The organism is Bacillus sp. FSL M8-0350 (assembly GCF_038593345.1).
GTDB classification, from domain to species: domain Bacteria; phylum Bacillota; class Bacilli; order Bacillales; family Bacillaceae; genus Bacillus; species Bacillus safensis.
The window spans coordinates 2,255,285-2,274,274 of sequence record NZ_CP151985.1 but is presented as its reverse complement, the minus strand read 5'-3'; the positions used below and the strand labels follow the sequence as shown (position 1 = coordinate 2,274,274).

At 42.0% G+C, this 18,990-nt stretch carries 24 protein-coding genes; 23 read left to right on the top strand and 1 reads right to left on the bottom strand.

The genetic code is table 11. The features are described 5' to 3' along the window. Nucleotides 1–78: 78 nt before the first annotated feature. From NSS80_RS11840 to lysA, 23 genes are all read left to right on the top strand, one after another. Nucleotides 79–636, top strand: a complete 558-nt coding sequence (locus NSS80_RS11840; RefSeq protein ID WP_024422878.1) for an NUDIX hydrolase — start codon at nt 79–81, stop codon at nt 634–636. Beyond that, nucleotides 633–1,814, top strand: coding sequence for a TIGR00375 family protein (locus tag NSS80_RS11835; RefSeq protein WP_041117879.1), 1,182 nt, complete (start codon nt 633–635; stop codon nt 1,812–1,814). The genes NSS80_RS11840 and NSS80_RS11835 overlap by 4 nt, the downstream gene beginning before the upstream one ends. Continuing rightward, nucleotides 1,801–2,280 (top strand): GNAT family N-acetyltransferase, encoded by a 480-nt coding sequence (locus tag NSS80_RS11830; protein ID WP_041117877.1) that lies wholly within the window; start codon nt 1,801–1,803, stop codon nt 2,278–2,280. The genes NSS80_RS11835 and NSS80_RS11830 overlap by 14 nt, the downstream gene beginning before the upstream one ends. A 41-nt stretch (nt 2,281–2,321) precedes the next feature. Next, the gene (locus tag NSS80_RS11825) at nt 2,322–2,543 is read left to right on the top strand and encodes a hypothetical protein (protein ID WP_041117875.1); all 222 of its coding nucleotides are present in this window, start codon (nt 2,322–2,324) and stop codon (nt 2,541–2,543) included. A 111-nt stretch (nt 2,544–2,654) separates the two neighbouring features. Next, on the top strand, nt 2,655–3,785 hold the full coding sequence (locus tag NSS80_RS11820) for a S8 family peptidase (protein WP_080708052.1): 1,131 nt from the start codon (nt 2,655–2,657) through the stop codon (nt 3,783–3,785). Nucleotides 3,786–3,901: 116 nt separating this feature from the next. Next, on the top strand, nt 3,902–4,546 hold the full coding sequence (spoIIM, locus tag NSS80_RS11815) for a stage II sporulation protein M (protein ID WP_317221956.1): 645 nt from the start codon (nt 3,902–3,904) through the stop codon (nt 4,544–4,546). A 110-nt stretch (nt 4,547–4,656) separates the two neighbouring features. Continuing rightward, nucleotides 4,657–5,109, top strand: coding sequence for a ferric iron uptake transcriptional regulator (gene fur, locus NSS80_RS11810; protein WP_003215577.1), 453 nt, complete (start codon nt 4,657–4,659; stop codon nt 5,107–5,109). Between the two features lie 117 nt (nt 5,110–5,226). Then, nucleotides 5,227–5,454, top strand: a complete 228-nt coding sequence (locus tag NSS80_RS11805; RefSeq protein WP_024428058.1) for a YqzK family protein — start codon at nt 5,227–5,229, stop codon at nt 5,452–5,454. Between the two features lie 6 nt (nt 5,455–5,460). Further along, nucleotides 5,461–6,351: a site-specific tyrosine recombinase XerD gene (gene xerD / locus NSS80_RS11800; protein ID WP_024422870.1), complete on the top strand. Its 891-nt coding sequence runs from the start codon at nt 5,461–5,463 to the stop codon at nt 6,349–6,351. A 153-nt stretch (nt 6,352–6,504) separates the two neighbouring features. Continuing rightward, the gene (gene deoB / locus NSS80_RS11795) at nt 6,505–7,689 is read left to right on the top strand and encodes a phosphopentomutase (RefSeq protein ID WP_041086009.1); all 1,185 of its coding nucleotides are present in this window, start codon (nt 6,505–6,507) and stop codon (nt 7,687–7,689) included. Between the two features lie 11 nt (nt 7,690–7,700). Continuing rightward, entirely contained in the window at nt 7,701–8,513 is an 813-nt protein-coding gene (locus NSS80_RS11790; RefSeq protein WP_056767204.1) for a purine-nucleoside phosphorylase, read from the top strand. Between the two features lie 125 nt (nt 8,514–8,638). Then, a complete protein-coding gene (locus tag NSS80_RS11785; protein ID WP_317221957.1) occupies nt 8,639–9,826 on the top strand; it encodes a D-alanyl-D-alanine carboxypeptidase family protein in 1,188 nt (395 codons plus the stop codon). Nucleotides 9,827–9,986: 160 nt separating this feature from the next. Continuing rightward, nucleotides 9,987–10,340: an anti-sigma F factor antagonist gene (gene spoIIAA, locus NSS80_RS11780; RefSeq protein ID WP_024422866.1), complete on the top strand. Its 354-nt coding sequence runs from the start codon at nt 9,987–9,989 to the stop codon at nt 10,338–10,340. After that, complete coding sequence (gene spoIIAB, locus NSS80_RS11775) at nt 10,337–10,777, top strand: anti-sigma F factor (RefSeq protein ID WP_024422865.1); 441 nt, start codon at nt 10,337–10,339, stop codon at nt 10,775–10,777. The genes spoIIAA and spoIIAB overlap by 4 nt, the downstream gene beginning before the upstream one ends. Before the next feature lie 13 nt (nt 10,778–10,790). After that, on the top strand, nt 10,791–11,558 hold the full coding sequence (sigF, locus tag NSS80_RS11770) for an RNA polymerase sporulation sigma factor SigF (protein ID WP_024422864.1): 768 nt from the start codon (nt 10,791–10,793) through the stop codon (nt 11,556–11,558). 114 nt (nt 11,559–11,672) lie between these two features. Then, nucleotides 11,673–12,293: a stage V sporulation protein AA gene (locus tag NSS80_RS11765; protein ID WP_024422863.1), complete on the top strand. Its 621-nt coding sequence runs from the start codon at nt 11,673–11,675 to the stop codon at nt 12,291–12,293. Next, nucleotides 12,283–12,699: a stage V sporulation protein AB gene (locus NSS80_RS11760; protein ID WP_024422862.1), complete on the top strand. Its 417-nt coding sequence runs from the start codon at nt 12,283–12,285 to the stop codon at nt 12,697–12,699. Before NSS80_RS11765 ends, NSS80_RS11760 begins: the two co-directional genes overlap by 11 nt. A gap of 21 nt (nt 12,700–12,720) precedes the next feature. Beyond that, complete coding sequence (gene spoVAC, locus NSS80_RS11755; RefSeq protein ID WP_024422861.1) at nt 12,721–13,173, top strand: stage V sporulation protein AC; 453 nt, start codon at nt 12,721–12,723, stop codon at nt 13,171–13,173. 12 nt (nt 13,174–13,185) lie between these two features. Beyond that, nucleotides 13,186–14,202: a stage V sporulation protein AD gene (gene spoVAD / locus NSS80_RS11750; protein WP_024428061.1), complete on the top strand. Its 1,017-nt coding sequence runs from the start codon at nt 13,186–13,188 to the stop codon at nt 14,200–14,202. Next, the gene (gene spoVAE / locus NSS80_RS11745) at nt 14,202–14,552 is read left to right on the top strand and encodes a stage V sporulation protein AE (RefSeq protein ID WP_007501045.1); all 351 of its coding nucleotides are present in this window, start codon (nt 14,202–14,204) and stop codon (nt 14,550–14,552) included. The genes spoVAD and spoVAE overlap by 1 nt, the downstream gene beginning before the upstream one ends. A 6-nt stretch (nt 14,553–14,558) precedes the next feature. Then, nucleotides 14,559–15,167 carry a stage V sporulation protein AE gene (locus NSS80_RS11740; protein ID WP_024422859.1) on the top strand — a complete coding sequence of 203 codons (609 nt, stop codon included), beginning with the start codon at nt 14,559–14,561 and terminating at the stop codon, nt 15,165–15,167. After that, nucleotides 15,112–16,593 (top strand): spore germination protein, encoded by a 1,482-nt coding sequence (locus NSS80_RS11735; RefSeq protein WP_024428063.1) that lies wholly within the window; start codon nt 15,112–15,114, stop codon nt 16,591–16,593. The genes NSS80_RS11740 and NSS80_RS11735 overlap by 56 nt, the downstream gene beginning before the upstream one ends. Before the next feature lie 115 nt (nt 16,594–16,708). Next, nucleotides 16,709–18,034, top strand: coding sequence for a diaminopimelate decarboxylase (gene lysA / locus NSS80_RS11730; RefSeq protein ID WP_034280367.1), 1,326 nt, complete (start codon nt 16,709–16,711; stop codon nt 18,032–18,034). Between the two features lie 39 nt (nt 18,035–18,073). Here lysA and NSS80_RS11725 read toward each other — a convergent pair whose 3' ends face one another. Next, the gene (locus NSS80_RS11725) at nt 18,074–18,958 is read right to left on the bottom strand and encodes a DUF1002 domain-containing protein (RefSeq protein ID WP_024422856.1); all 885 of its coding nucleotides are present in this window, start codon (nt 18,956–18,958) and stop codon (nt 18,074–18,076) included. Between the last annotated feature and the right edge of the window lie 32 nt (nt 18,959–18,990).

The following is an 18,990-nucleotide window of genomic DNA, read 5'->3' as shown; positions in this document are numbered from 1 at the left end:
CGCTTTTCGCTTCTCTTAAATCATCTATGTTAAAATAAATGAAGTAAAAAGTGAAAGTAGAACGAGGAGCTGACAAAATTGAAGGACTTTGAAGAAAAAACATTATCGTCTAAAGAATTATACAACGGAAAAATCATTGATTTGGTTCTTGAAGATGTAGAATTGCCTAATGGAAAACAAGGCAAACGCGAAATCATTAAACATCCTGGTGCAGTAGCCGTCATTGCACGTACAGATGAAAATAAAATCATCTTGGTCAAACAATACCGTAAAGCACTAGAGAGAGCCATCGTTGAAATTCCGGCCGGAAAACTAGAAAAAGGGGAAGAGCCGGCACATACAGCATTAAGAGAATTAGAAGAAGAAACAGGATATACAACTCAGCAGCTTCAAAAGCTGACGGCCTTTTATACATCACCTGGTTTTGCAGATGAAATTGTTCACATCTATCTAGCAGATCAGCTAGTTCCGCTTGAAGAAAAAAGAGAGCTGGATGAAGATGAATTTGTCGAAGTAATGGAAGTTTCATTAGAAGAAGCCTTGCACCTCATTGAAGAGCAGCATATTTATGATGCAAAAACAGCCTATGCCATTCAGTACTTACAACTGCAAGAGGTACTTGAGTCAACAAAATGAAGGAATTTTTTGCAGACATCCATATCCATATTGGCAGAACAAGAACAGGCAGAGCTGTCAAAATTACAGGTGCAAGGTCACTGACAATTGATCAAATTCTTATTGAAGCAGCAGAAAGTAAAGGGATGGGGATGATTGGTGTGATTGATGCACAATCTCCAGAAGTCCTAGAAGAATTAATAGAAGGTGTAGAGGAAGGCAGGTACACTGAACTAAATGACGGCGGTCTATCATTTGGAGAGACAGTGCTGCTTTTAGGCAGTGAATTAGAAATCAATGATGACCATTCAAAGGGACCGATTCATGTGCTGGCATTTATGCCCACACTACACAAAATGTCTGAGTTTTCCGCATGGCTTTCGCTTCATATGAAAAATGTGCATTTGAGTTCACAGCGCCTCTATGTTGATGGGAAAACACTTCAGCGTAAGGTTAAGGAGCTGGGAGGTTTGTTTATTCCTGCTCATATTTTTACGCCGCATAAAAGTCTATACGGCAAAGGGGTCAACACTTCTTTAACGGAAGTATTTGATCCTGACCTTATTGATGCTGTTGAGCTTGGTCTTAGCTGTGATACGTCAATGGCGTCCCAGTTGAGTGAGCTGAACCGGTATCCCTTTTTAACGAATTCAGATGCTCATTCTTTAGGGAAAATCGCGCGGGAATATACAAAAATCAAAATGGATCATGCCTCTTTTGCCGAATTCAAGCTAGCCCTTGAAGAAAAAGATGGCAGAGCTGTCACAGGAAATTATGGACTTGCTCCGCGGCTTGGGAAGTATTATCATACGACCTGCGAGAAATGCGGGGTTAGACCTCACGCACCAGATCAAAAAGAGTGCCATGTATGCGGACATACACGGATGACAAAAGGAGTAAGTGAACGTTTAGAAGAGCTTGCTGACCAAGAAAGTGAAAAAAGAATGAGACCTCCTTATGTTCATCAGCTTCCGCTTCAGTTTATTCCGGGAGTTGGACCTAAAACACTGGAGAAGCTAAAAGCCGTGTTTCACACAGAGATGAATATTTTACATCAAGCAACAGAACAAGAACTAAAAGCCGTTCTGCCAGAAAAGACAGCGGGCTACATCATCAAAGCAAGGAAGGGCGAAGTCGGACTCATCGCTGGTGGAGGCGGAGTGTACGGTAAGGTGGATATCAATCATGAGTCACATTAAATGGACATGTCACACATTTGAACAATTGTCAAAAGAGGATCTTTACTTAATTCTCATGGAAAGAGTCAACGTGTTTGTTGTAGAACAAACATGCCCTTACCCTGAAATTGATCACAGGGACCAAGAAGCGCTTCATCTCATCGCAAAAGAGAACGGCGTCATTGTGGCGTATTGCCGAATTTTCCAAAACGGGATCATGTACAAAGAGGCGTCCATCGGCCGCGTTCTTGTGACGCAGGCGGGCCGGAAAAAAGGCTATGGAAAGCTGCTGCTCATCAAGGCTTTAGAAAAGCTTAGTGAATTAGGTGAAACAACTGTCAAAATACAGGCGCAAGCCTACCTGAAGTCATTTTACGAATCATTTGGTTTCAAGGCCGTCTCAGATGTTTATGATGAAGATGGGATTCCGCATCTTGATATGGTGAAAACAGAAAGATCGACGTGTATACGTCTATCTTTTTTATGAAACATCGTGTATCATAACGTCAACGAAAGGGGTTTTGCCAAATGGGAAAAAGCAAAGCAAAGAAAAAACGAGAGCATATCCAAAGGCAGCACAGCCAAAATCCAGAACTGTCGAGAGGAAACATGCCGCATTTTAGCACACACGAAAGGAAGACAAAAACAAAACAAGAAGCCTTGCAGCATATGATGAAAAAACATAAAGGACGAAATGCTTATGATCACTATCAAGAGGATCATAAGCATTTTTATTTTGCTTTTTTGTGACAACTAGATCAAATAAATGGAAAAATTTTAAAAAATAGGACAAACGGTCGTTTCTTTTTGTCTAAAAATGTAGTTAAATGACAAAAAGAAACGAAAGGGAGAGTGAGTATCGTGAACGTCAAGTCATTTGGAGCAGGGCTTTGTATGGCAAGTGTGCTTGTGGCATCGGTCATGTTTGGCGCGTCAGATATTTCTGCAAAGGAGCAAGCAAAAAAAGAGTACATGATCGGCTTTTCTTCTTCCGTTCAAGACAAAACCCAAAAACAGCTTGTAGAAGAAGCTGGCGGGCATGTGAAAGAATCCATAGAGCAAATAGATATGATGAAAGTGTCATTGAATGAGACTTCGAAAAAGAAACTGAATGAAGCAAAAGAAGTGACCTTCATCGAGGAAGACCAAAAAGCAAAAACTAGCGGTCAAACTGTTCCATACGGCATCAAAAGCATCAAAGCACAAAAGGTACATAAACAAGGATACGCTGGACAGAATGTCAAAGTAGCCGTTCTTGACAGCGGCATCGACGGTAAACATGAGGATTTACATGTCACCGGCGGGGTGAGCTTTGTACCGGCAGAGTCTGATCCGCTTGTTGATCCGCATGAACATGGAACGCATGTGGCAGGCACAATTGCCGCATTAGATAATAAGGTAGGAGTCGTTGGTGTTGCGCCAAAAGCTTCTATCTATGCTGTCAAGGTGGCAGATGAAAATGGTGACGGCTACTATAGCTGGATCATAAAAGGGATTGAATGGGCCATTGAGAATGACATGGATGTCATCAATATTAGTATGGGGGGAGCAAGTGAATCTGAGGCGCTGAAAGAAGCGGTAGATCGAGCGTATGATAAAGGGATTCTCATTGTGGCTTCAGCAGGTAATGAAGGAAGCTATGGCTCTCTCAATACAATTGACTATCCGGCTAAATACAGCTCAGTGATGGCGGTTGCCTCTGTTGACCAAAAAAAGCAAAGAGCCTTTGATTCATCTGTTGGCGAGGAAATCGAAGTCTCAGCACCAGGCGTTTCAACGCTGAGCACCATTCCTCATAACGAATACGGCTACATGAGCGGAACATCAATGGCATCACCGCATGTAGCGGGCGCTGCGGCTGTCATTCTATCAAAACATCCGAATCTGACAAACGATGAAGTACGCGAGAGATTGTCAAAAACGGCGACAAAGCTTGGAGAACCTTTTTATTATGGTGCCGGGCTTGTGAATGTACAAAAAGCCGCACGATAAATGAAAAAGAGAAAGCAGTGAGCAGGCTGCTTTCTCTTTTTTCTTTCGATAAAACTGTCATGTTTCGTAATCTCTCTCATAGAATCTAGTAACCTTACTATTTGGGAGGAAGACACATGCGGAAAAAGTCTTGGAAGGAGCATCTTCTTCAGCACGTAAAAGATCATCTCTCGATTTATTTATTTGTCTCTGTACTCTTTTTAATGGGTGTGATCTTCGGGGCCATCATTGTCAATAGCATGACATTCAGCCAGAAAGAGGATTTATTCTATTATTTAAATCAATTTTTTGGTCAACTGATAAATGAGAAAGCAGCAGAATCAAAAGAAATGTTTTTACAAAGCTTCCTGCATCATATGAAATATTTAGGCCTTATGTGGATTCTGGGAATCTCCATCGTTGGTCTGCCGCTTATCTTTCTTATGATCTTTTTAAAAGGAATTGTTGTGGGGTTTACTGTTGGTTTTCTCGTGAATCAAATGGGGCTGAGTGGATTTTTTCTCTCGTTCGTATCGGTGCTTCCGCAAAACATTTTGCTCATTCCAGCCTATTTAGTAATTGGCACTTGTGCGATTGCGTTTTCCATCCGTCTCATTGGACAGCTCTTCATGAAAAAAACCATCAGTCAAGCACCCGTCCAGTGGTTTGGCCGGTATGCATCAGTTCTGCTGATGATTTTAGCGCTTGCTGCACTTTCGTCTTTTTTTGAATCGTACATATCATTCATGCTGATGAAAAAGCTGGCAGGTGTTATTTTATAATTGTTATTAATTAATAATCAATTTATTTATCAATTTAAAATGATTATAGTTGGCTCTCAGCACATCATTTGATATAATGATCAAGTAATGTGGCGTAGGAGGGAAAGTCAATGGAAAATAGGATTGATCGAATTAAGAAACAGCTTCATTCTTCCAGCTACAAGCTCACGCCACAGCGTGAAGCCACAGTAAGAGTACTGCTTGAGAATGAAGAAGACCATTTAAGTGCAGAAGATGTATACCTCCTCGTAAAAGAGAAGTCTCCTGAAATTGGTCTTGCTACTGTTTATCGGACGTTAGAATTGCTCACTGAACTGAAAGTTGTTGATAAAATTAACTTTGGAGACGGCGTTTCGCGATATGATCTTCGCAAAGAAGGAGCCGCTCACTTCCATCATCATCTTGTCTGCATGGAATGCGGAACAGTCGATGAGATAGAAGATGATTTATTAGAAGATGTCGAAGAGATTATTGAACGTGACTGGAAATTTAAAATTAAGGATCATAGATTGACATTCCATGGTATTTGCCACCGGTGTCATGATGATGAATCCGGCAAATAATCCGAATTGGGACCTTTTCATTTAAGATGAAGAGGTTTTTTGCATTTTCGTTGTATATTCCTTGTCCCACCTGGCATATGCTGAAGTAATGAGAAGGTGAGAAAGGACTTGAAGATCATGCGAAAATGGCTCAAAACAACAGGTGAAGTGATCAAAGTATTTATCTTGTTCACTGGTTTTACCGTCCTGTTCTATTATGCTATGATATGGATAAATTCAGAATATGAAAGCTACCATCGTTATGATAAACCAGAGGGTGCAGCAATTAAAGTGATGGAAATGGATCAGCCGAATCAAGACAATTGGCAAGATCGATTGATTTATTTTTATCAAAACGGGGAGTAGAAATCATTGAACGATCAATTATCCGACTTTATTCATTTTATGACCGTAGAGAGAGGACTCTCTGAAAATACTATTGTTTCTTATAAAAGAGATTTACAAAACTACTTGTCTTTTTTAATGACACATGAACAGCTGACGGATATTCGCGATGTCACGCGTCTGCATATCATTCATTATTTAAAGCAGCTAAAAGAGGAAGGGAAATCGAGTAAAACGTCTGTACGGCATCTATCATCGATTCGTTCCTTTCATCAATTTCTACTTCGGGAAAAAGTGACAACGGATGACCCGTCATGGAACATTGAAACGCAAAAAACAGAGCGGACTTTACCGAAAGTTCTATCATTAGGAGAGGTCGAAAAGCTGCTTGATACACCAAATCAGCACACTCCCTTTGACTACCGAGACAAAGCGATGCTTGAGCTCTTATATGCAACAGGCATTCGCGTCAGTGAAATGCTGGATCTGACCCTTGCCGATGTACACCTCACAATGGGCTTTGTCCGCTGTTTTGGAAAAGGAAGAAAAGAGCGTATTGTGCCAATCGGTGAAGCTGCTGCAAGCGCGATTGAAGAATATCTCGAAAAGGGAAGAAGCAAGCTGTTAAAAAAACAGCCGTCCGATGCCCTATTTCTCAATCATCACGGGAAAAAAATGTCGCGCCAGGGCTTCTGGAAGAACTTAAAAAAACGAGCCATCGAAGCAGGGATTCAAAAGGAACTAACGCCTCATACGCTCAGGCATTCATTTGCTACACACCTGCTTGAAAACGGTGCGGACTTAAGAGCTGTACAGGAGATGCTCGGACATGCCGATATCTCGACAACACAAATTTATACACATGTGACGAAAACAAGACTGAAAGATGTGTATCACAAATTCCATCCAAGGGCATAAGTAAAGCATGACACAGTGAACGGGTGTCATGCTTTTTTATGTTTACACCGTTTATGGTTGTCAACTGGCTTGTAAACGGTTTATACTTGAGATGTCTGACCTCTCACTGTTTGTAAGGTCAAAAGACAAGAATATTGAAGGAGGCGCTTTTTAATGCCTGATTATCAGTATAAACGTATTTTCCTCGTCGTCATGGATTCAGTAGGAATTGGGGAAGCACCAGATGCTGCTGATTTTAATGATGTAGGTGCAGATACACTTGGACATATTGCTGAAAAAATGAACGGGCTTCATATGCCGAATATGGCGAAGCTTGGGCTGAGTCATATTAAAGAAATCAAAGGAATTCCAGCGGATGAAAAACCGCTTGCGTACTATGGAAAAATGCAAGAAGCATCAAACGGTAAAGACACAATGACAGGACACTGGGAAATCATGGGTCTTTACATAGACACACCGTTCAAAGTCTTTCCAGAAGGATTCCCAGATGAACTATTAAATGAACTAAAAGAAAAAACTGGCCGAGGTATTATTGGAAATAAACCTGCGTCTGGTACGGAAATTTTAGATGAGCTTGGCGAAGAGCATATGAAAACAGGCGATTTAATCGTTTATACATCTGCGGATTCTGTGCTGCAAATTGCTGCGCACGAAGAAGTTGTGCCATTAGATGAGCTTTACCGTATTTGTGAAATTGCCCGTGAACTTACATTAGATGAAAAATATATGGTTGGACGGATTATCGCTCGTCCGTTTGTCGGAGAGCCTGGCGCATTTGTTAGAACGCCAAACCGTCATGACTATGCGTTAAAACCATTTGACCGTACAGTCATGAATGAACTGAAAGATGATGGACTCGATGTCATTGCGATCGGAAAAATCTCTGATATTTATGACGGCGAGGGGATCACATCATCTCTTAGAACAAAATCAAACATGGATGGAATGGACAAGCTGGTCGATACACTTAAAACAGACTTTACAGGACTCAGCTTTTTAAACCTTGTTGATTTTGACGCTCTTTACGGACATAGAAGAGATCCAGAGGGTTATGGAAAAGCATTAGAGGAATTTGACGCACGTCTTCCTGAAGTATTTGACCTGTTGAAAGAGGATGATCTTCTTGTGATCACAGCAGATCATGGTAATGACCCAGTTCATCACGGAACAGATCATACAAGAGAATATGTTCCGCTCATTGCTTACAGCAAAAAGCATCAGGAAGCAAATGAACTGCCAACAGCAAAAACGTTTGCTGATCTTGGGGCAACCGTTGCAGATAATTTCAAAATAACGATGCCAAAATATGGAACAAGCTTTTTATCTAAACTTAAATAGGGGGAAATCTCGTGGGAGCACAGTTTTCAGAAGCGGCGGCATACATTAAACAAGCATCGACATATGTACCAACAGTTGGATTGATTTTAGGATCAGGGCTTGGCATTTTAGCAGATGAGATTGAAAATCCAATCAAAATAAAATATGAAGATATTCCTGGATTCCCTGTTTCAACAGTAGAGGGACATGCAGGGCAGCTCGTGATCGGAACGCTGAAAGGCACTGTCGTTTGCGCGATGCAAGGACGTTTTCATTTCTATGAAGGATATGATATGAAGCAAGTGACGTTTCCTGTCCGTGTGATGAAAGAAATTGGCATTGACACATGCATTGTCACAAATGCAGCCGGCGGTGTGAATACGTCATTCCGTCCAGGAGATCTCATGCTGATCACAGATCATATCAATATGATGGGAACCAATCCATTAATTGGCCCAAATGACAGTCAAGGCGTTCGTTTCCCTGATATGTCTGCACCGTACGATAAAGAATTGCTGGCACTTGCAGAAGAAACAGCCCAGCGTTTAGGCATATCTGTACAGCAAGGGGTTTATGCAGGGATGACAGGCCCTTCATATGAAACACCTGCTGAAGTTCGTTTCTTAAGAACACTTGGAGCAGATGCTGTTGGCATGTCGACTGTTCCAGAAGTTATTGTTGCGCGTCATGCAGGAATGAAAGTGCTTGGCATTTCATGCATTTCCAATGCGGCATCTGGTATTTTGGATCAGCCGCTGTCTCATGATGAAGTGATCGAAGTAACGGAAAAAGTGAAAGCGAGTTTTCTTGATTTAGTAAAAGACATTGTCAAACAACTTTCATAGCATGTGTCCAGAAGCCTTCTGCTACCCAAGCAGAAGGCTTTTTTATTTGTAATCATACGATCTCTGAATAAAACAGCCTGTATGAGGAAAAAATAGAAAGGATTACGATAATGGAGGTCTGCCACTTGAAACGTCATATATGTGCATTGTTTATTTTAATGATCCTTATCTCAATGGTTTCACCATCAGCAATAGCAAAAGAAAAGATTGAAAAACCAGGAGAAAAACAAACATCAGAATTGGCACACGAAGCCAAATCAGCGATCTTAATAGAACGTGACACGGGAAAGGTGCTTTACAACAAAAACAGCGATGAAAAGCTTGCACCCGCAAGTATGACCAAAATCATGACGATGCTTCTTATCATGGAAGCTATTGATCAGGGTAAACTGAAAATGACAGACAAGGTCAGAACGAGCGACTATGCAGCGTCCATGGGAGGGTCGCAAATCTTCCTTGAACCAGGAGAAGAAATGACCGTGAAAGAAATGCTGAAAGGCATTGCGATTGCTTCAGGAAATGATGCTTCAGTTGCCATGGCAGAGCATATTGCAGGATCTGAAGAACAGTTCGTAGAGCAGATGAACAAAAGAGCGAAAGAGCTTGGCCTCACCTCAACAGTCTTTCAAAACCCAACAGGACTTCCTGAAAAAGACCATTACAGCACAGCTCATGATATGGCAATAATGGCAAAAGAGCTGTTGAAATACGAACAAATCACCAAATTCACAGGTGTCTACGAAGACTATCTCCGGCAAAACACAGATAAAAAATTCTGGCTTGTCAACACAAACCGTCTAATTAAATTTTATCCAGGGGTCGATGGGGTGAAAACAGGTTTTACAGGTGAAGCGAAATACTGTTTAACTGCATCTGCTAAAAAAGGTAACATGCGCGTCATTGCGGTTGTCTTTGGCGCAAGCACGCCGAAAGACAGAAACGCTCAGGTAGTCAAAATGTTAGATTACGCATTTAGTCAATATACGACTCATCCGCTTTACAAAAGAGGGCAAGATGTGGCGGAGGTCAAAGTGAGCAAAGGGAAAAAGAAAAACATTCAGCTCGTTACTTCTGAACCGATCTCCCTTTTAACGAAAAAAGGCGAAAATGTGGATCAGATCAAAAAAGAAATCAAATTGTCTCATGATGTCAAGGCTCCATTTTCAAAAGGAACGGAACTTGGTACGATCGTCTTGAAAAAAGATGGAAAAGTGCTGCATGAAAGCCCTGTAGAAGCAAAAGAAGGAATGGAAAAGGCAAGCGTTTGGACTTTCTTCAAACGGGCGATGGCTGATTTCATAAAATGGAAATAAAAGGCGAAAGGCTGCTGTAATTGGCAGTCTTTTTGCTATGAGGAAAAGAAAAGAACATCTAAATGTGACGAATGGTCACTAGTTTTGTCATGGTGAAGGATTTACTTTATATAAAAGAGAAACACTCTTTATCCGAAATTAGAGCAAGGAGGAATAAAAAATGAGCCTTGGTATTGATTTTCAAGTAAAAGAGAGCGTACTTTGCATTCGGTTAACAGGAGAGCTCGATCATCACTCCGCAGAAACATTGAGACAAAAGGTGACGAATTATTTGGAAACAGAGGACATTCGCCACATTGTGCTGAATCTAGCTGATTTATCGTTTATGGACAGCTCTGGACTCGGAGTGATTTTAGGAAGATATAAGGAAATTAAGCAGCTTGGCGGGGAAATGGTCGTCTGTGCCATCTCGCCAGCGGTGAACCGGTTATTTGATATGTCTGGCTTGTTTAAAATCATTCGGATGGAGCCTTCAGAACAAACGGCTTTGCAAACATTGGGGGTGGCATCATGAGAAATGAAATGAACCTGACTTTTTCGGCATTAAGCCAAAATGAATCGTTTGCGAGGGTGACAGTCGCGGCATTTATCGCTCAGCTTGATCCGACTTTAGATGAATTAACAGAAATCAAGACCGTCGTATCTGAGGCAGTGACAAACTCCATCATCCATGGCTATGATGGGAATCCAGATGGCAAGGTGCATATCCATGTCACATTAGATGATCATGTCGTTTACCTCACCATCCGTGATGAAGGTATGGGTATTACCGATCTTGAGGAAGCAAGACAGCCGCTTTTCACCACAAAACCAGACTTAGAGCGCTCTGGCATGGGCTTTACCATCATGGAGAATTTTATGGATGATGTCATGGTGGACTCATCTCCAGAAATGGGCACGACCATCCGTTTAACAAAGCATCTATCAAAAAGCAAAGCGCTTTGTAATTAAAGGAGCTGCTCATATGGATGTGGAGGTAAAAAAGCAAGCTAAAAAAGCCCAGCTGTCAAATGATGAAGTCAAAGAGCTCATCAAAAAAAGCCAAGACGGTGATCAGCAAGCAAGAGACCTCCTCGTAGAAAAAAACATGCGTCTTGTTTGGTCCGTTGTTCAGCGCTTTTTAAATAGGGGATATGAACCAGATGATCTATTTCAGATTGGCTGTATTGGACTGCTGAAATCTGTTGATAAATTTGATTTGTCATATGATGTAAAGTTTTCAACGTACGCCGTCCCTATGATCATTGGAGAAATTCAGCGATTCATTCGGGATGATGGAACGGTCAAAGTCAGCCGTTCATTAAAGGAACTCGGAAATAAAATTCGGCGGGCAAGGGATGAATTGTCTAAGTCTCATGGAAGAATGCCGACCGTTCAGGAAATTGCCGAATACCTTGATATCACACCAGAGGATGTTGTTCTCGCCCAAGAAGCAGTGCGCTCGCCATCATCCATTCATGAAACGGTGTATGAAAATGATGGGGATCCGATTACATTGCTTGATCAAATTGCCGATCATTCTGAGGAAAGATGGTTTGACAAAATCGCACTGAAAGAAGCGATCAAGGAATTAGAAGAACGGGAAAAACTTATTGTGTATTTAAGGTATTATAAAGACCAGACACAATCTGAGGTTGCAGAGAGACTTGGCATTTCACAAGTACAAGTCTCACGGCTTGAAAAGAAAATTTTAAAACAAATCCAAATGCAAATGGATCAAAAAGACAGCTAGCCAATTCGGCTGGCTTTTTTTTTGTGGTAATTACCGGTAAATCAAGTTCTATCAGTATGAGAACCATTTTTCACCACATACTATTTTTAACCCATCGTATAGGAAGTGACTTGGATGGACGGACAAATCTTTATTCGGCTGCGCCATCGAATCAAGACCGGTATTGATCAGCTCATTTATTTAGAGGATATCGCCCAAATCACTGGTGATGAGTTTGCTGTGCAAAAGCTTAGTAAAATGCCGGTGTATCATGTCAGCAAAAAGGATCGTCACATCGCCGTTCTTGATATCATGCATGTCGTCAAAACGATCAAAAAAACGTGGCCAGATATCGACATTCAAACCGTTGGCGGCTCTGAGGCCATTGTTGAAATTGATACAGGCAAACGCCAGCTTTCTCCCGTTTTATTTGTGTTTGTATGGCTCCTATTATTTGTTGGAGCGGCGCTTGCCATTATGAATTTCCACGAGGATGTCAGTATGCGTCTCGTTCATATCCGCCTATATGAAATGATCACAGGGAAAACGGTTGAGCATCCGTATTTATTACAAATTCCATATAGCTTTGGACTCGGTTTTGGCATGATTTTGTTTTTCAATCATGTATTTAAAAAGCGTTTAAATGAAGAACCAAGTCCGCTCGAAGTGGAAATGTTTAAATATCAGCTCGATCTCGATCATTATGTCGCACTCAATGAAAATAAAGAAACATTGAAGGATATCCATGATCGGTAAGTGGCTTTTTGTCGTACTCGTTGGACTTGGCGGCGGTTTAACGGTCGGAGCAGGATTTGTGGCTTTTCTTACAGTGCTTGGCATCATTCCCCGCTTAATGCAATTAACCAAAACGCAGCGCTTCATACAAGGGTACGAGGCGGCTGTTATTAGCGGGGCGGTTGTTGGCGGCTGGGCCACCTTAAGTCAAATACATCTTCATTTAACCAAATGGCTGGCGATGCCGGTCGGTCTTTTATCAGGCATCTTCGTCGGCATGCTTGCAGCTGCACTCACTGAAGTATTAAATGTACTTCCTATATTAACGAAAAGAATTGGAATGGACGGGAAAATTGTTTTGCTGCTCATGGCCATCGTCTTAGGAAAGGTATTTGGTTCACTATTTCATTGGCTTATTTATATTTAATCAATTGGAGGGAACAAACACGTGTCGAGTTTAAAAGAGAACTATCCATCTAAGGTGAAAACGTATCAGCCCAAACCTCCTTATGTCCTCAACTGCATTAAGGCGTTTTTAGTTGGCGGTTTAATCTGTCTGATAGGGGAGGGGCTGCAACATTTCTATATCCACTTTTTTGATTTTAACGAAAAGACAGCAGGGAACCCGACAGTGGCGACCCTCATTTTAATTTCTTCTCTATTAACGGGTATCGGTATTTACGATAGAATCGGCCAGTTTGCTGGAGCCGGATCAGCTGTCCCGGTGACAGGCTTTGCTAACAGTATGACAAGTGCTGCCCTTGAGCATAAAAGTGAAGGGCTTGTTTTAGGTGTTGCCACAAATATGTTTAAACTCGCTGGGAACGTCATTGTATTTGGTGTCGTTTCGGCATATGTCGTAGGGATCATTCGATACGTCTTGGAAAAGATGTTTTCGTAGGAGGAATGAAAGGTGAAACTAACAGGTAAACAATCTTGGGTATTTGAGCACAAGCTTTATGTCAATGCAGAAGGAACTGCTGCAGGACCGAAAGAAAAAGAAGGCCCGATTGGTCATTTAATTGATAAAACGTACGATGAAATGCACTGTGATCAAAAGAACTGGGAAATGGCTGAAAGGAAACTCATGGATGATGCGATATCAACCGCTTTATCAAAAGCAAATTTACAAAAAAGCGATATTGATCTTTTGCTGGCTGGAGATTTACTCAACCAGAACGTCACAGCAAACTATGTGGCAAGAGAGCTGAAGATCCCGTTTCTCTGCTTGTTTGGGGCATGCTCGACTTCAATGGAATCGGTCGCCATTGCGTCAGCACTCATTGATGGCGGCTTTGCAAATAGAGCCATCGCAGCAACAAGCAGTCACAATGCGACTGCAGAACGCCAATTTCGTAATCCGACAGAATACGGGGGACAAAAGCCAGATACAGCAACAAGTACAGTAACTGGTGGCGGAGCCGTTATTATCAGCCAAGAACCCTCTCAAATTCAAATTACGAGCGCAACGGTAGGCAGGGTCATGGATCTTGGCATTACAGATCCATTTGATATGGGATCGGCCATGGCACCAGCAGCGGCAGACACCATCAAGCAGCATTTAGAAGACTTAGGCAGAACAGTAGATGATTACGATTTGATTTTAACTGGAGATTTATCAGGCATTGGTTCACCAATCTTAAAGGATCTCTTGAAAGAAGAAGGCATTCAGCTTGGGCGAAAACACGATGATTGCGGTTTAATCATCTATACACCCGACCAAAACGTATTCGCTGGAGGCAGCGGCTGTGCTTGTTCAGCGGTTGTGACATTTAGTCATATTTTTCAAGAAATGAAAGCAGGGAATCTGCAAAGAGTACTCGTTGTGGCAACCGGGGCGTTACTCAGCCCAATGATGGTTCAGCAAAAAGAGACCATTCCAACCATTGCGCACGGTGTCGTATTTGAGCGTGCAGGAGGAGAGAGCTAATGGATTATCTTATCGCTTTTGTGGCAGGCGGACTTATTTGCGTCATTGGCCAGCTTTTGCTAGATGTACTCAAACTCACGCCTGCACATGTCATGACTACTTTTGTTGTGGCAGGTACCATTTTAGACGGATTCGGTATTTATGATAAATTTATTGAATTTGCAGGCGCGGGCGCAACCGTACCAATTGTCAGCTTTGGTCATAGCTTGCTTCATGGGGCCATGCATCAGGCAGATGTGCACGGATTCATCGGCATCGGTATCGGTATCTTTGAATTAACCTCTGCTGGAATATCAGCTGCGATTTTATTTTCATTTATTATCGCACTTATCTTTAAACCGAAAGGATAACCGAATATGGGGCAAAGACGGAAAGTCATTTTAGTGACAGACGGAGATATATATGCTGCCAAAACCATTGAGCTTGCCGCTAAAAACGTTGGCGGACGATGTATTTCCAGCTCAAAAGGGAATCCAAGCAAACGGACAGGACCTGAACTTGTTCAGATGATTTTAAAAACGCCGTATGATCCAGTCTTTGTGATGTTCGATGATTCTGGACTGACAGGTGAAGGAACAGGCGAGACAGCGATGAAACATGTGGCGCGCCACCCTGAAATCGAAGTCATTGGAGCGATTGCAGTTGCATCCAAAACGCACCAAGCCGAATGGACAAAGGTCCATGTCTCCATTGACAGGGAAGGTGAACTGACAGAATACGGTGTCGACAAACACGGTCTTCCCGAAATGGAGCCCCATAAAATGAGCGGTGATACAGTGTATTGTCTTGACTCCCTCAATCTTCCGTTAGTTGTCGGTATTGGAGATATTGGCAAGATGGGACGGAAAGATGATCTGAGCAAGGGATCTCCAATCACGATGAAAGCAGTGGAATTAATATTAGAAAGGAGTGGTTTCCATGAAGAAAGACAAGGTAAACGTGTACCGAGACCCGAAGAAAAATGAAGATTACTTCAAGGAAAATGTCGGAATGGGTCTCAGCTTTGACCTTGGTGTTCGGAAAATTTATATACACGATCAGGAAATCCAGCTTTACTATGTAAACGGATTGTGTGATACACAGTATATTATCTACTTATTAAAAGAGCTAATCGAAATCAATGACAACGAACCTGAATCCGATGATCTTGCACATGTAGTCGAGAACCGCCTCGTCAATCAGCAGGTCTCCAAGGTAGAAACGCTGGATGAAGCAGTGGATCAAGTACTGTCTGGGCTTGTAGCAGTCGTTGTAGAAGGTGAAAACTACGCCTTTATCATTGATGTTAGAAGCTATCCTGGCAGAATGCCTGAGGAGCCGGATACAGAAAAGGTGGTCAGGGGAGCAAGGGACGGCTTTGTTGAGAACATTATTGTGAATACAGCACTTATTCGAAGAAGAGTGCGGGATGAAAAGCTGAGATACAAAATGCTCAAAGTAGGCGAACGTTCAAAAGCGGATGTTTGTGTTTGCTATATTGAAGATATTGCAGACCCTGACTTAGTAGATATTATAGAAAAAGAAGTATCAGGAATCAAAGTCGATGGGCTGACGATGTCTGATAAAACGATTGAAGAATTTATAATTAAGCAAGGATATAATCCCTTTCCGCTAGTGCGTTACACCGAGCGTCCGGATGTCGCTGCTAACCACATATTAGAAGGGCATGTCATCATCATTACGGATACATCCCCTAGTGTCATCATTACACCAACCACTATTTTTCACCACGTTCAGCATGCAGAAGAATACCGCCAGGCGCCTGCCGTTGGTACGTTCCTAAGATGGGTACGCTTTTTAGGCATTTTATGTTCTACCTTTCTTTTGCCGATTTGGTTTCTTTTTATTCTCGAACCAAATCTCCTGCCTGACAATTTAAGCTATATTGGGTTTAACAAACCTTCTCATATCCCTGTCATTCTCCAAGTATTTCTTGCTGATTTCGGGGTGGAGTTTTTAAGGATGGCAGCCATTCATACGCCAACCGCATTGTCGACCGCCATGGGGTTGATAGCAGCTGTTTTAATTGGACAAATCGCTATTGATGTCGGTTTATTTACACCAGAGGTCATCTTATACGTCTCGCTGGCAGCGATCGGTACCTTTACAACGCCAAGCTATGAGCTGAGTGTCGCCAATAAAATTGTAAGACTCATCATCCTAGCACTAGTGGCGATCTTTAAGCTGAATGGACTCATCATTGGTTTTACGTTGTTAATCATTTATTTAACATCCATTCGTTCATTACAGACGCCTTATATGTGGCCGTTCATTCCTTTCAATGGAAAGGCTTTGTGGCAAGTGCTGATTCGGACGTCTGTTCCTGGCTCAAAAGTAAGGCCGAGCATCGTTCACCCTCAAAACAGATCAAAAATTCCGCCAAATTCTTAACGCTCATTGAAAGTGGCTGAAGATTGTGATATTGTATTTTTAACTTTGAGACACGGCAAAAGGCAGCTCACGCAGCTGCCTTTTTTCAGCCGAAGTGGAGAAAGAGGGAATGACATTGTATTTACACGGCACTTGCAGACAAAATGAACTCGGTCATTTAGAAATTGGTGGTGTTGATGCTGTTTCTTTAGCTGAAACGTATGGGACACCACTTTATGTATATGATGTGGCTTTAATACGGGAGCGCGCAAAAAGCTTTCAAAAAGCATTTATAGAAGAAGAATTAACGGCACAGGTAGCATATGCGAGTAAAGCATTTTCCTCCATCGCCATGTTTCAGCTTGCCAAAGAAGAAGGATTATCTCTTGATGTCGTATCAGGCGGTGAGCTTCACACAGCCATTTGCGCTGGATTCCCAGTAGAAAAAATTCATTTCCATGGCAATAATAAAAGCAGAGAAGAATTAAAAATGGCTTTAGAGCATGGGATCGGCTGTATTGTTGTGGATAATTTCTATGAAATGAAGCTCATTGAACAGCTTGGTCAAGAGCTGTCAAAAAAAGTGAAAGTATTGCTCCGCATCACGCCTGGTGTCGAAGCGCATACGCATGATTACATTACGACAGGTCAAGAGGATTCAAAATTTGGCTTTGATCTTCACAATGGACAAGCAGATGAAGCGGTGAAACAAGTGCTTGGGTCAGAAGTGATCGAGCTTTTAGGTGTTCATTGTCATATCGGTTCACAAATTTTTGATACGGCTGGTTTTGTCCTTGCAGCCGATAAAATCTTTTTGAAGCTGGATGAATGGAGAGAATCATTTGGTTTTATTTCTACAGTATTAAACTTAGGCGGCGGCTTTGGGATTCGTTATACAGAAGAGGATGAACCACTTCCTGCGACAGAATATGTCGAAAAAATTATCCAAGCTGTGAAAGAGAACGTGGCCCGCTATGAGTTTGATATGCCAGAGATTTGGATAGAACCAGGCCGTTCTCTTGTTGGAGATGCAGGGACGACTCTTTATACGATCGGATCATCAAAACATGTACCTGGCATCCGTGATTATGTAGCGATAGATGGCGGAATGAGTGATAACATTCGTCCAGCTTTATATCAAGCGAAATATGAAGCCGCAAGTGCCAACAAAATGAGCCAAACGCATGATCAAACGGTTTCAATTGCCGGGAAATGCTGTGAAAGCGGAGATATGCTCATTTGGGATATCGATCTGCCAGAATTATCACAAGGGGATTTATTAGCTGTCTTTTGTACCGGAGCTTACGGCTATAGTATGTCAAACAACTATAACCGTATCCCGCGCCCAGCTGTTGTGTTTGTAGAAGACGGGGAAGCGCAGCTTGTGGTTGAGCGTGAAACATATGAGGACATTGTGAAACTTGATTTACCGTATCAATCAAAAGTGAAATCATCTACTTAAAAAAAGCCACCTGGAGTTCAGGCAGCTTTTTTTCATGAATTATTTTCCTCCAGTGAATACAGAAACGATCGCATTCCAAATGGAGACAAAGAAATCCCAAATCTTTTGAAGAAGGTTTTTCCCTTCATCCGATTCTATGAATTTAGTAATCTTGTCTTTTGCTTTATCAATTTGAGATCCTACTTGATTCCAATCGATATTGATGTTTTTCATTTTATCAAATAGCGAGACAAGCTGATCTTTTTGATCCTGCGTCAGATTTAAGTTCAAATCAGAAGCAGCCTGATCCACTTTTTCTTCTACTTCTTTTGTGGTTTTAGGGACACCGTTTTTTGCAATGTCATCTTTGATTTTTGCAATAAGGGCAGAAGCGTTATCTTTCCCGATAGAGTCACCCAATTTAGAAGTTGTCACAAGCTCTTCGTTTGCCACCTGCTTCACATCTTCTGGAATGGCTTTGTCGCTTGACACCTCATACGCTTTTAGTAAGCCCGTCAGTGCGGCTGTACCAGATACTTCAAATGGAGCAGTCACGACAACCTTGGCATCTTTGACACCTGCTGTCATTAAAGCATTTAAATACATCTCATCTGTAATGGTCTTGATGTTGTGTGTATCCACAGTGAGACCTGTACCTGATTTTTCAATGGTGATCGATGAAGATGATAATGCTCTCGTCCCGATAGAAGAACGAGGGATGTATTTTCCTAAATATTCGTGCTCTTCTTTATTGGTTACTTCAATTTTTGTCGCATTTTCAGGTGGATTCAACTCGTCAAGCACCTTCTGGCGATCAGCCGGTGTTAAGTCTTGCCCGAGTGTGACGATGACATCGCCGACAGCTGCATCCGCTAAGCTGACTTTTGGCGCACCAATTAGGAAAAGGAGCGCTGCCATCATACCAAGCATCATTTTTTTAAACATGTTGACCTCCTTCAAGTCGAAAGCGTTCCCCT